The organism is Vibrio ziniensis, from assembly GCF_011064285.1.
GTDB lineage: Bacteria > Pseudomonadota > Gammaproteobacteria > Enterobacterales > Vibrionaceae > Vibrio > Vibrio ziniensis.
Window position 1 is genome coordinate 2565250 of the sequence record NZ_CP049331.1, and the last position, 14974, is coordinate 2580223.

The 14974-nt window shown below is 45.6% G+C and carries 5 protein-coding genes; 3 read left to right on the plus strand and 2 right to left on the minus strand.

The annotated features are described in order from the left end of the window. Positions 1-2346: an aerobic respiration two-component sensor histidine kinase ArcB gene (gene arcB / locus G5S32_RS11825; protein ID WP_165312198.1), complete on the minus strand. Its 2346-nt coding sequence runs from the start codon at positions 2344-2346 to the stop codon at positions 1-3. A 146-nt stretch (positions 2347-2492) separates the two neighbouring features. Continuing rightward, positions 2493-3425 (minus strand): tRNA modification radical SAM protein MnmL/YtqA, encoded by a 933-nt coding sequence (mnmL, locus tag G5S32_RS11830; RefSeq protein ID WP_165312199.1) that lies wholly within the window; start codon positions 3423-3425, stop codon positions 2493-2495. Between the two features lie 534 nt (positions 3426-3959). Here mnmL and gltB (G5S32_RS11835) point away from each other — a divergent pair. The 3 genes from gltB (G5S32_RS11835) to gltB (G5S32_RS11845) all read left to right on the plus strand — a co-directional run bounded on the left by gltB (G5S32_RS11835) (position 3960) and on the right by gltB (G5S32_RS11845) (position 14958). Further along, positions 3960-8498 carry a glutamate synthase large subunit gene (gene gltB / locus G5S32_RS11835; RefSeq protein WP_165312200.1) on the plus strand — a complete coding sequence of 1513 codons (4539 nt, stop codon included), beginning with the start codon at positions 3960-3962 and terminating at the stop codon, positions 8496-8498. Then, the gene (locus G5S32_RS11840; protein WP_165312201.1) at positions 8499-9953 is read left to right on the plus strand and encodes a glutamate synthase subunit beta; all 1455 of its coding nucleotides are present in this window, start codon (positions 8499-8501) and stop codon (positions 9951-9953) included. A 541-nt stretch (positions 9954-10494) separates the two neighbouring features. Next, complete coding sequence (gltB, locus tag G5S32_RS11845) at positions 10495-14958, plus strand: glutamate synthase large subunit (RefSeq protein ID WP_165312202.1); 4464 nt, start codon at positions 10495-10497, stop codon at positions 14956-14958. Positions 14959-14974: the final 16 nt, after the last annotated feature.

A 14974-nucleotide genomic window follows, 5' to 3' on the forward strand; every position in this document is an offset into this window, starting at 1 on the left:
TTATTTCCTTTGTTCTAACCACTGTTTTAGAACTTCAATATCGTTGAGGTATTCGTTCTTTATTTCCTCAACCCAGTCTGTAATGTTTTCCCACCAAGCTGGCGCTTCTGGGGATTGGGCTTTTTGCGCCACGCTTTGTATATGTTTCAAACCTATAGAACCTGCAGCACCTTTTATCTTATGCGCTTCTGACACAATGCCTTCTTGATCTTTTGCCACCATATTAGAATCCAATAGTTCGATATAGCTTGGCATCATCTCTTCAAACATTTGGATACTATCAAGCACAGGTTTTGGCCCAACAATGTCCACATAAGAGGTCAACATATCGAGATCCAGTAGTCGAACATAAAGGTCGTCCTTACCTTCCATTGTTTTTTCCATCGGTTTCACCTCGTCAGTTAGTTGTTGAGGGTTCATTGTAACTTTGCTTATCACATCCTGAACTGCAGAAACAGAAAGTGGCTTACTGATAGCGTCATCCATGCCCTTTTCAAAATACTCAGAACGATCTTTCAGTACGTTTGCAGTGAGAGCCACCAGCGGCGGCAATTCTGAATAATGACTACGGTAATACTGGGCGATATCAAAACCTGTCATATCCGGAAGCTGAATATCCAAGAACACTAGGTCATATAGCTCCGGTTTGAAGGTATCAATCGCAGCTTGCCCTGTCATCGCCACCGTGACTTTATGTCCAAGGCTTTCAAGTAGTGAACGAGCAACAGTTACATTCAGCTCAATGTCTTCAACCATGAAAATATTTAAGCTACGTTGAACGGTTTCTGGCGCTTTCTTAACTTCCGATGCTTTCACCAGCGGCACACTGATCGACACAGTAAAGGTACTGCCAAAGCCCTCTTCACTACTTACCGTTATATCTCCCCCCATCAAATTGACAAGCTGACGAGACACCGCAAGTCCGATACCCGTACCAACTGCGTGTAGGTTGTCTTGCCCTGACTTCACCTGATAGTACATGGCGAAAATTTTATCGAGTTCAGCTTCAGGAATGCCGATACCCGTATCTTCAATATCCATGGTGATATGTGCCATATCCTCTTCGATATCGGCACTGACGTTCATCACCACACCACCTTCTTTAGTGAATTTCATCGCATTGCTGATCAAATTCCATAACACTTGTCGAAGTCGGGTAGCGTCAACACTGACTAATTCTGGTAAATCCGTTAATCGTTCTAAATCGAATCTCAGACCTTTCTGCTCTGCCATCAGAGCCGATAAGCTTTCAAGCTCTGCAACAAACTCTTCGAAGTTCAAAGGTGCAGGGAAAAGCTCTAACTTGCGACGGTCAAACTTATCCATATCGATAATATCGTTAAAGATATTACCTAGCGTAATCGCACTGACGTTGATAGTCTGCATGTGCTTACGCTGTTCTTGGGTCATGGGTGTATCAAGCAGCATACGACTCAATCCAACAATACCATTCAGTGGAGTACGTAACTCGTGACTGATGGTCGAGATAAAGGTGGTTTTATCGCGGCTGGCTTTTTCCAGTGACTCTTCGTGGCGTTTACGTTCCGTAATATCACGCCCAAAACCCACCAGACCTAAATGGCGACCATCTTTACTGTAGAAAGGTACTTTACGCAGTTCAAAATAGTTCTTGTGACCATCCGGATATTCTAGCCACTGCTCATAAGTGATGGCACGATTGTCTTTGAATACGCGTTGGTCAGTTTCGACGATCGACTGCGCTATCTCTTTGCGGTAAACATCCCATGGAGTTAAACCAACTAGCTCACTTTCTCTTTTACCTGTTAGCTCTTCCATTGCTCGGTTACAGCCCGAAAACTCACCTTTTGCGTTACGGTAATAAATCAAATCAGGGGAGGCATCGATAAATGAACGTAGAAGTGCAGTTCGCTCTGCCAACTCAACCTGTGTTTTCTCGCGCTGAAAAACCTCAGTCTCTAAATCGACCATTGCTTCTTCACGAGCTTCCTCAGCTTTAATACGCTCTTCGATCTCTTGATTCAGCTTAACAATGTTCTGTTGAAGCTTATGATTCAACTCTTGGTCACGAGAGCGCATGTCCTTAAGCTTTGAAACCAATTTCGATAGACGTTGACGTGACTCTTCCAACTGATCAACGACCACCGAAAGAAAATAAACAGCCCATGGGGTAATGATAAGACCAAAGAACACAGATCTCAGAATATCAATATCATCAACGTAGCCATTAAGGGCAAGAGTAATCCCCACCTGAACCACAACGGCTAAGGCGACTAAGGCAAGTGCTAGTAAAATAGAGAAACGCAAAATACCCAGTTTGACTAGCAAATCAACATAGTACTGGGCGAGATTTTTCATCGGTTTCATTCATAACTCCACAGGAATGAATTAGCCGTAGTCTAGCCTGATTCGATGCTCAGAGTCAGCCAAAGAAGTTACTCGCTTTTGAAGAATTTGAACTCATCAATGATTACTGATAAAAGTTCGACTATTTTCTGCCGCAATGAGGAATTTTAGCGCACAGTTTGGTAGTGAAAAGGCTGACCAATCAAAGAGCCTTGAGCTCCTTCTTTATCCAGAGCTCTACCGATTTCTGTCATCGCTAGCCAACGATTTTCACACCATAAAGGAGAAAGTAAGGTTGGTCTGCGCGCAGCTGACGATACTCGGTGATAAACCACATCCGGTGGAGTTAAACGAATCATCTCGCTTGCGATGGAAACATAATCTTCTAAACTAGGTGCTTCAAGTTTTCCGGCTCGCCACGCTTTAGCCATAGTGCTACCTTCAACGATATGCAGACCATGCAGTTTGATACCGTCAGTGCCCACTGCCAGTACCTGTTGAAGTGTTTCAAGATTATCGTCCCGAGTCTCTTTTGGCAAACCAACAATTAAATGCGTGCACACTTTAATTCCTAAAGCTCGCGCTCGCTGAGTGATTTGCGCGTAACACGCGAAATCATGGCCTCGATTGATGTGTTTCAAAGTTTGGTTATTAGCCGTTTGCAGACCAAGCTCCAACCATATTTCGTAACCTTGTTGAACATAGTTAGAAAGAAGATCAAGCACCGCATCAGGCACACAATCGGGACGAGTGCCGACACACAAACCAACAATATCAGCTGCCTTAAGTGCTTGTTCGTACATATTCTTTAAGGTTTGCACTTCGGCGTAAGTACTGGTGTACGCTTGGAAATAAGCGAGATATTTACGCGCACGGTGAATTTCACCGGCTCGGTCTTTTAATTGTTCTTCAATACTTTGGATTTGAGTTTCTTCATCAACAAAGGATGCGACATTGCAAAACGTACAGCCACCTCTACCAATCGTGCCGTCTCGGTTAGGACAACTAAAACCACCGTGCAAAGTCAACTTGTGGACTCTCTCTCCATAGCGTCTTTGAAGATCTTGTCCGATGGTATTAACTAATTCGTGTAACTGCATAGGGGTACCAAAAGTAGATGCAAATAATTCTCAATGCGATCTTTGTAATTAAATTACAAAATCTCAAAAAAATAGTAGCTAATTGTAAGTATCTATATCTTCATCAGACCCAATCAAAATCAATAAACATTCACAAAATAAGCATTTAAAGCTCAATGTTATTCATTTGTTAAAATCATTATGCACTTCGCAACAAAAAAATGGTCGAGAAAGCAGACTTTTCGTTGGAATTTCGTGCAACAAAAATGTAGGATATTTACAGTTTTGCTCTGTTTTTGTTTATTTTATTACACAAAACCTTGCAAAACACCTGTGATTATCCGAACCCACCTATATAAGTCACTACAAAAGTGAACATGACAAATGGATATCACTATGGAATGTTTTTCTCACAAAATTTTTCCGTGAGAGACCGAAAGGATGCGAACCGACTAGCACTGGTTGGTTTAGATTCATTAATTATAAAAGGACCGGATGCGATGCTAAGGCATTCCTTAGGGGAATTGCGTCCGCTTGAACTGGAAGGAAGTATCTATGGTAGATAGACAGCAAAATTCGCAAGGTCTTTATACTCCAGAACTGGAGCATGATGCGTGCGGTATAGGTTTTGTTGCTCACCTAAAGAACCGTAAGTCGCATCACGTAGTGACACAGGCTTTGGACATGCTTGCGCGTATGGAACACCGCGGCGGCCAAGGTTGTGACCCATGCAGTGGTGACGGTGCTGGTATCTTGTTGCAAAAACCACACGAATTTTTACTCGAAGAAGCGGTAAAACTGGGTATCAAACTGCCATCTTTCGAAAAGTATGGCGTTGGTGTCATGCTGTTCCCGAAAGATGAGTACAAACGTGCACAATGTCGTGACATTCTCGAACGCAATGCTCGCCGTCTGGATCTAGACGTGATTGGCTACCGCGTTTTGCCAACCGACAACTCAATGTTGGGTGCTGACCCGTTAAGCACCGAACCTCAGTTTGAACACGTATTTATCTCAGCGGCACCGGGAGTTACACCTGAAGAACTCGAGCGTAAGCTATATGTTCTACGTAACTACACAATCCGTGTTTGTTTGGAAAGTGTTTCAAATATCAAAGACGAATTCTACATTAACTCAATGTCTTATAAGACGTTGGTTTATAAAGGTCAGTTGACCACAGAGCAAGTACCTCAATACTTCTTGGATTTACAGAATCCATCAATGGTGACAGCTCTGGCGCTTGTACACTCTCGTTTTTCAACCAATACATTCCCAAGATGGCGTCTGGCTCAACCTTTCCGCTACATTGCACACAACGGTGAAATCAACACTGTTCGCGGCAACTTGAACTGGATGAAAGCGCGTGAAGCGATTCTAAAATCAGACCTATTTACTCAAGTTGAAATCGATATGCTGCTACCTATCTGTCAGGAAGGTATGTCGGATTCAGCAAACTTCGATATGGCGCTAGAACTGCTGGTTCTTTCTGGCCGTAGCTTGCCTCATGCTCTGATGATGATGATCCCTGAAGCATGGCAAGAGAACAAAACCATGGACCCGACTCGCCGTGCGTTCTACCGTTACCATGCAAACATCATGGAACCGTGGGATGGTCCTGCGTCTGTCTGTTTCACCGACGGCGTTCAAGTAGGTGCAACTCTCGACCGTAACGGTCTTCGTCCTTCTCGCTACACAGTGACGAAAGATGATTTCCTTGTGATGGCGTCAGAATCGGGCGTAGTTGAAATCGCACCAGAAAACGTGGAATTTCGTGGGCGTCTACAACCGGGTCGTATCTTCGTTGCCGATCTAGAACAAGGCCGCATCATTTCTGATGAAGAGATCAAAGATGGCATCGCAAGTGCTCAACCTTATGAAAAATGGGTTGAAGATAACCTGCTAAGCCTGAAAAAACTTCCAGAAGCAGATAACGCACACAGCCAGCCAAACCCAGAGCGTTTACTACATCGCCAACAGGCGTTTGGTGTCAGCATTGAAGAAGTGAACGACATCATCGTACCAATGGCAAATGATGGTAAAGAACCACTATCTGCTATGGGTGCCGACTGGCCATTAGCGGTGCTTTCGCATCAGTCACAACACTTATCTAACTACTTTAAGCAGCTATTTGCGCAGGTAACTAACCCACCGATCGACCCGATCCGTGAGCGTATGGTTATGTCACTCAATACCTATATTGGTAAAGACCAAAACCTGCTAGCTGAAACACCTCAGCACTGTCGTAAAGTAGAGCTTGAGTCACCAGTGATTTCTAACGCTGAGTTAGAAAAGCTGCGTGCGATCGATAACGAACACTTACAAGCGAAAACTCTGGATATCGTATTCCAAGCAAGTGGCGATCCGGGCAAGCTTGAGCGTGCGCTAAAACGTATCTGCCAATATGCAGAAGATGCCGTTATTGATGGTTACTCAATCATCCTTCTAACTGACCGCGCTGTGAACTCAAACCATGCAGCTATTCCAGCAATGCTTGCTGTGGGTGCAGTTCACCACCATCTAATCCGTAAAGGTCTACGTGCTCGTTGTGGCATTGTGGTTGAAACCGGTGATGCGCGTGAAACACACCACTTTGCAACGCTACTGGGTTACGGTGCAAACGCAGTAAACCCATATCTAGTGTCAGAAACACTGGTGGATTTACAACGTCGTAAAAAACTGGATGCAGAAACACCAGTAGACAAACTGTTCGAAAACTACCGCAAAGCAGTCAATGGCGGCTTGTTGAAGATCTTCTCTAAGATGGGTATTTCAACACTTCAGTCATACCATGGCGCACAGATTTTCGAAGCACTAGGTATCCATAAGTCAGTAGTAGACAAATACTTCACAGGTACTGTTTCCCGTATCCAAGGTCTGACTCTGGATGACATCGCGAAAGAAGTAGTTGTTCGTCACCGTGTGGGTTACCCAACTCGTGAAGTGCCAATTCGCATGCTCGATGTCGGTGGTGTTTACCAGTGGAAACAACGTGGTGAAAAACACCTGTTCAACCCAGAAACCATCAGCCTATTGCAACAATCGACTCGTAATAAAGACTACGCTCAGTTCAAGCAATACGCGGCAGCGGTTGATAAGCAAGGTGACAACGCAGTTACACTACGTAGCCAGCTTGAATTTGTTAAGAACCCAGCAGGTTCGATCCCGATTGAACAAGTAGAGCCAATCGAAAGCATCGTTAAACGTTTTGCGACGGGTGCTATGTCATTCGGTTCTATCTCTCACGAAGCACACTCGACACTTGCGATTGCGATGAACCGCTTAGGCGCGAAATCGAACTCTGGTGAAGGTGGTGAAGATCCAACTCGTTTTGAACGTAAAGAGAACGGTGATTGGGAACGCTCAGCAATCAAGCAGGTAGCATCAGGTCGCTTCGGTGTGACTTCGTACTATCTGACTAACGCTGATGAGCTTCAAATCAAGATGGCTCAAGGTGCTAAACCGGGTGAAGGTGGTCAGCTACCAGGTGATAAAGTCGATGACTGGATCGGTGCGACACGTCACTCAACACCAGGAGTTGGCTTGATTTCTCCACCGCCACACCACGATATCTACTCAATCGAAGATTTAGCTCAGCTTATTTTCGATTTGAAGAACGCAAACCGTGCTGGCCGCGTTAACGTGAAGCTAGTTTCAGAAGCGGGCGTAGGTACGATCGCATCGGGCGTTGCGAAAGCAAAAGCTGATGTGGTGCTTATCGCAGGTTTCGATGGCGGTACTGGTGCATCTCCAATTTCTTCAATTCGCCATACCGGTCTTCCTTGGGAGCTTGGCTTGGCAGAAACTCACCAAACGCTACTGAAGAACGGTCTACGCAACCGTATCGTTGTTCAAGCCGATGGTCAGATGAAAACACCTCGTGACCTTGCAATTGCAACACTGCTAGGTGCTGAAGAATGGGGCGTGGCAACAGCTGCACTGGTTGTTGAAGGCTGTATCATGATGCGTAAGTGTCATAAGAACACCTGCCCTGTTGGTATCGCGACACAGAACAAAACTCTTCGTGAGCGTTTTGATGGCCGCGTAGAAGACGTAATCACCTTCTTCCAATACATGGCTCAAGGTTTACGTGAAATCATGGCGGAGCTTGGCTTCCGCACTATCGATGCCATGGTCGGTCAAGGTCAGAAACTGAAACCTCGCCAAGACGTGACACACTGGAAATATAAGAACCTCGATCTGTCGCCAGTTCTTCACATTGAACACGCTCGTGCAGAAGATGGTATTTACAACCAGACACAGCAAAATCACAACTTGGACAACGTGTTAGACCGTACTCTGATCAAGATTGCAGTGCCAGCGCTTGAGCGTGGTGAAGCGATTCATGCAGAGCTACCAATCATCAACACTGACCGTTCAGTGGGTACCATGCTGTCGAACGAAATTTCGAAAGTCTACAAAGACCAAGGTCTGCCTCAACCGATGAATGTGAAATTCACAGGTTCTGCGGGTCAATCCTTTGGTGCATTCCTTGCGAAAGGCGTGTCATTTGAAGTGGAAGGCGATGCAAACGACTACTGGGGTAAAGGTCTGTCTGGCGGTACTTTGATTCTTTACCCAGACTCGAAATCGACCATAGTTCCAGAAGACAACATCGTGGTAGGTAACGTTTGTTTCTACGGCGCAACCTCTGGTGAATCTTACATCCGCGGTATGGCGGGTGAACGTTTCTGTGTTCGTAACTCTGGTGCGAAAGTTGTCGTGGAAGGCATTGGCGACCACGGTTGTGAATACATGACAGGTGGTGTAGCTATTGTTCTGGGCTCTACAGGTCGTAACTTTGCTGCGGGTATGAGTGGCGGTGTCGCTTATGTTTGGGATAAGTCAGGTGACTTCAAATCTAAACTGAACGCTGAGCTGGTCGATCTTGACCCAATTGAACAAGAAGACAGAGAACTACTACTGGATATGTTAACTAAGCATGTTCAATTCACAGGAAGTGAAGTCGCTAAGTCGTTCCTAGATAACTTTGAAGCAAGCCTAACCTCTATGGTTAAAGTTATGCCGCGTGATTACAAAGCGGTTCTTCAAAAGCGTAAGGCACTGGCACAACAGACAGAAGCGGAGGCAGTATAAATGGGTAAGCCTACTGGATTTTTAGAGCATGGCCGTGAGCTTCCGAAAAAGATAGCTCCGGCTGAGCGTATCAAAAACAACAAAGAGTTTGTTTTGAACGAAGAGTTTGGCAGCAAAATTGGAACTCAAGCTTCTCGTTGCATGGATTGTGGCGTGCCGTTTTGCCATAACGGCTGCCCTATCGGTAACATCATTCCTGAATTTAACGATGCGGTATATCGTGATAGCTGGGAAGAAGCGTGGAACATTTTAAGCTCTACCAACAACTTCCCAGAATTTACAGGTCGTGTGTGCCCAGCTCCTTGTGAAAGTGCATGTGTGCTGGGTATCAACCAAGATCCAATCACGATTTGTAATATCGAGAAAACCATTGTTGAAACTGCTTATCGTGAAGGCTACGCGAAACCAAAAACTCCACGTACTCGTACTGGTAAGAAAATCGCCATCATCGGTTCAGGTCCTGCGGGCTTAGCCGCTGCAGAACAATTAAACAGTGCTGGTCATACGGTAACGGTTTATGAACGCGATGAAAAAGTAGGTGGCTTGCTACGTTTTGGTATTCCTGACTTCAAACTCAGCATGGAAGTGATTGATCGTAAAATCAATCTGATGGCTGAAGCGGGTGTTCAGTTTATCGTTAATGCGCATGTTGGTGTCGATATTAATGCTCAACAGCTACGCCAAGAATTCGATGCGGTACTGCTAACTGGTGGTTCTACGGTTCCTCGCAATCTGCCAATTCCAGGTCGCGAGCTGAATGGCGTGTACTTTGCGATGCAGTTCCTTGCTCAGAACAACCGTCGTGCGAACAACATGGATCTGAAAACGGAAGAGATCCATGCTAAAGGTAAGCACGTTGTGGTTATCGGTGGTGGTGACACCGGTTCTGACTGTGTTGGTACATCGAACCGTCACGGCGCTGCAAGCATTACACAAGTTGAAATCATGCCAGTACCAGCAGATAAGCGCCCAGCCAACATGCCTTGGCCGCAATACCCTATGATTCTTCGTACCTCTACTTCTCACGAAGAAGGCTGTGAGCGTCATTGGAATATCCTGACTAAAGAGTTTATCGGTAACGATAAAGGCGAAGTCACTGGATTGCGTATTGCTGACATCGTTTGGAGTGATTCTCGCAACTTTACCGAAGTTGCAGGCAGCGAACGTGTTATTCCGTGTGATATGGCATTTTTAGCGATGGGTTTCTTACACCCAGAACCACATGGCGTGCTTGCTCAGTTGGATATTGCTCTTGATGAACGTGGTAACGTAGCGACCGAAGGTTTCGCTACTAACCAAGAGGGTGTTTTCGCTGCGGGCGATATGCGTACAGGCCAGTCTCTGGTTGTACGTTGTATCAACGAAGGACGCGAATGTGCTCGTTCAATCGACGAATACCTAATGGGTAATACCAATCTAGAAGCAAAAGCTGATTCATTAATGCTTTCAGCATAATGATTCATAACAAAAGGTTTTTATAGTTCGATACTCTAGAAACCTTTTTTATTCACACAAAAAATTTCTTTTAGACCTTCCATTTGGCTAGCATACACTGCTAGCCTTTTTTATTCTTTTCTCATCTCCTGAGATTTATATGTTAATTTTTTGTGGCAACACATTATTTATCGTATTGAATTTATTAAACTATTTAAGGTTAATCAGCGGTAAATTGCACTCAAAGATGATTTTAGCCCAACAACTTGACCTTTTTCACAATTCGCTATAGGTTGTGAACTCACTGAAAACAAACTGCTCAAAATTGTTAAATTTTTAGTCAATTCTTAGTAATAAATATCCAAATAATAACAACAACAATATCCAAATAACTCGCAGTGGCAAAAAGCGACAAGTGAATGACCTCCTATACCATGTAGATCGTCGGTTCTCATGAGAGGAGACAAATACACTCAGCAAACCTGTCACTAAAAGCAGGAAGGGTATATAAGAATAGTTAGTCATTTACTGTCTTGTAGACAGAAGCAAAGGGAGAATTGCAATGGCTCTATATGATCCTCGTCTTGAGAAAGACAACTGTGGATTCGGCTTGATTGCGCACATGGAAGGTCAAGCTAGTCATAAATTAGTTCGCACAGCGATTTCTGCACTTGATCGCATGACACACCGTGGCGGCATCGCTGCCGATGGAAAAACCGGTGATGGCTGCGGTCTTCTACTGCAAAAGCCTGACTCTTATCTACGTTTAATTGCCGAAGAACAAGGTTGGAACCTTGGTAAGCAATACGCGATTGGCATGGTGTTTCTCAGCCAAGATCCCGTCAAAGCCCAAGCTGCTCGCGACATCATAAATAAAGAGCTATCAAAAGAAACCTTGTCTGTTACTGGCTGGCGTATCGTACCAACCAATCCAAAGGTTTTAGGCCCAATCGCAGCCGATTCATTACCAGACATTCAACAGATCTTTATTACGGCACCTGCGGGTTGGCGTGAGCGCGATATTGAGCGCCGTCTTTACATTGCTCGCCGTCGTATCGAAAAACAAATTACTGACGATTCAGATTTCTACATCTGTTCTCTTTCTACACAAGTTATTGTTTATAAAGGCTTGTGTATGCCAGCAGATTTACCTCGTTTTTACTTGGATCTTGCTGATTTGCGTATGGAATCGGCTATCTGCCTGTTCCACCAGCGTTTTTCTACCAATACTCAACCTCGTTGGCCTTTGGCTCAGCCTTTCCGTTATCTTGCCCACAACGGTGAGATCAACACCATTGACGGTAACCGCCAATGGGCTCGTGCGCGCGCATATAAGTTTGCCTCGCCACTACTGCCCGATCTCAGCACGGCTGCACCTTTTGTTAACGAGACAGGCTCTGACTCTTCAAGCCTAGATAACATGCTGGATCTGTTCCTAGCAGGCGGTATGGATCTGTTCCGTGCCATGCGTATGCTTGTTCCACCAGCGTGGCAAAACCACCCAGACATGGATGAAGATCTGCGTGCATTCTACGATTTCAACTCAAAACACATGGAACCGTGGGATGGGCCAGCAGGTATCGTTCTATCTGATGGTCGCTACGCAGCGTGTAACTTAGACCGTAATGGTCTGCGCCCAGCTCGCTATGTGATCACCAAAGACAAACTGATCACTCTTGCTTCTGAAGTGGGCATTTGGAACTACGCGCCTGATGAAGTGGCAGAAAAAGGTCGTGTTGGACCGGGTGAGCTACTGGTTATTGACACTCGCAAAGGCAAATTGTGGCAATCAAGCGAGATCGATAACGATCTTAAGAGCCGCCACCCATACCGCGAGTGGATGAAAAACAACGTTTACAAACTCAAGTCTTTTGCTGAACTTCCTGATGATCAAGTTGGCGAGCGTAGCTTTGATGAAACGCTGCTAAAGACATACCAAAAGCAGTTTGCAATGACCAACGAAGAAGTGGATCAAGTACTTCGTGTGCTAGGTGATATGGGGCAAGAAGCCGTTGGCTCAATGGGTGACGATACCCCAATGGCTGTACTTTCTTCTAAAGAGCGCTTGATCACTGACTACTTCCGTCAAAAATTTGCACAGGTGACTAACCCACCTATCGACCCACTGCGTGAAAAGCACGTAATGTCGCTAGCAACCAGTATCGGTCAAGAGATGAACGTGTTTAACGAGACTGATGGTCACGCGCACCGCGTTACTTTTGACTCGCCTATTCTGCTCTACTCTGACATGCAGCAGTTGCTAACACTGAGTGATCAGCACTACCGCAACACGATTCTGGATATCAACTTCGATCCACAACAATCGACTCTGCAACAAGCAGTGATCGACTTGTGTGATAAAGCCGTTGAAGTGGTTCGTGGTGGCACTGTTCTACTTGTGCTATCAGATCGTGCGCTAACAAAAGACAAACTACCAATCCCTGCAGCAATGGCTGTGGGTGCGATTCATACTCGCTTGGTTGAAGAGAATCTGCGTTGTGATGCCAACATCATTGTTGAAACAGCAACGGCACGTGACCCACACCAATTTGCGGTGCTAATCGGCTTTGGTGCAACAGCGATTTACCCATATCTGGCTTACGAAGTATTAGGCAAGATGGTCGATGACGGTGCGATTGATAAGAGCTACCGCGATGTGATGCAGAACTACCAGTACGGCATCAACAAAGGTCTGTATAAGATCATGTCGAAGATGGGTATTTCTACGGTTGCCTCTTACCGCTGTTCTCAGCTATTTGAAGCGGTGGGGCTACATACTGATGTTGTTGATCTTTGCTTTAAAGGCGTGAAAACACGCATTCAGGGTGCAAGTTTTGAAGATTTCCAACAAGACTTGTTCAACCTATCTCGCAAAGCATGGGCGGCACGTAAATCTCTAGAACATGGCGGTTTACTGAAATACGTTCACGGTGGCGAATACCACGCTTACAACCCAGATGTAGTCGGCACTCTGCAAAAAGCTGTGAAGTCTGGCGAAAGCAGTGATTACAAACAATTTGCCAAACAAGTTAACGAAAGACCAGCCGCGATGCTGCGTGACCTGTTGAAACTGAAAAAATCAGATAAACCACTAGCACTTGAGAAGATTGAACCCGCAACTGAGCTATTCAAACGCTTCGACTCTGCGGCGATGTCTATCGGTGCTCTGAGCCCAGAAGCGCACGAAGCGCTAGCGACTGCGATGAACCGTCTAGGTGGTTTCTCTAACTCTGGTGAAGGTGGTGAAGATCCTCGTCGTTTTGGTACTGAGCGTAACTCGCGAATCAAACAAGTCGCATCGGGTCGTTTTGGCGTAACACCGCACTACTTAACCAATGCGGACGTATTGCAGATCAAAGTCGCTCAAGGTGCGAAACCGGGTGAAGGTGGTCAGCTTCCGGGTCATAAAGTGACCGCAGAAATAGCGAAACTTCGTCACTCAGTACAAGGCGTAACCCTAATTTCACCGCCACCACACCACGATATTTACTCTATCGAAGACTTAGCACAGCTTATCTTCGACTTGAAGCAAGTGAACCCGAAAGCGCTAGTATCAGTAAAACTGGTTTCAGAACCGGGTGTTGGCACTATCGCAACTGGTGTTGCGAAAGCTTATGCCGATTTAATTACCATTTCGGGTTACGACGGCGGTACAGCAGCAAGTCCACTGACTTCAGTGAAATATGCAGGTAGCCCGTGGGAGCTTGGTCTTGCTGAAACACAACAAGCACTGGTTGCTAACGGTCTGCGTCATAAGATTCGTCTGCAAGTCGATGGTGGTTTAAAAACCGGTCTCGACGTAATCAAAGGGGCTATTTTAGGTGCTGAAAGCTTCGGCTTTGGTACGGGGCCTATGGTTGCAATGGGCTGTAAGTTCCTACGTATCTGTCACCTAAACAACTGTGCAACTGGTGTAGCAACGCAAGACGAAACTCTGCGTAAAGACTACTTCAAAGGTCTGCCAGAAATGGTCATCAACTACTTCACCGGCATTGCTGAAGAAGTACGTGGATACTTAGCAGAACTTGGCGTTGAGAAACTCACTGATCTGATTGGTCGTACTGACCTGCTAGAAGCGGTTCAAGGTTTAACAGCGAAGCAAAGTAAACTTGATTTGTCTGGCATTCTTGAAGCTCCGGTGTCACCTCAAGGACTACCTCTAAGCTGCACAGAGCCAAACACACCGTTTGATAAAGGCGTTCTCAACCAGAAAATCGTCGAAGATGCGATTGACGCGGTAGAGAAACAGCAATCTATCGAGCTTTACTACGACGTGATCAACACAGACCGCTCTGTGGGTGCTCGTTTGTCGGGTGAAATTGCTAAACGCTACGGTAATGCTGGTTTAGCGGGCTCGCCAATCAAAGTGGTACTGGATGGTACTGCGGGTCAATCTTTCGGCGTGTGGAACGCTGGTGGTGTAGAACTATACCTAACTGGTGATGCGAACGACTACGTTGGTAAAGGCATGGCTGGCGGTAAGATTGTCATCAAACCGCATTTAGGTACTGCCTTTAGCTGTAACGAAGCCACTATTATCGGTAACACCTGTTTATATGGCGCTACAGGCGGAAAACTGTTTGCTGCTGGTAAAGCTGGCGAACGTTTCGCAGTACGTAACTCAGGCACTATCAGTGTGATTGAAGGTGCTGGTGATAACGCTTGTGAATATATGACAGGTGGTATCGTCGCTATTCTTGGCGCAACTGGTGTGAACTTTGGTGCTGGTATGACGGGCGGTTTTGCCTACGTTCTTGATGAGAACGGTGATTTCCAAGGTCGTGTAAACGAAGAATCTGTTGAAGCGTTATCGCTGAAAGATCTCTATATCCATCAAGAGCATCTGCGTGGACTTATCGCAGAGCACTTAGAAGAGACAGGTTCTGCTCACGCAGAAAACATTCTAGCGAACTTTGATGAATGGATTCCGAAGTTCTATTTAATCAAACCACAGGCTGCGGACCTACAAACCCTATTGGGTCACCAAAGCCGTAGCGCTGCAGAACTACGTGTTCAAGCACAATAATTGGAAGGAGCCAGTT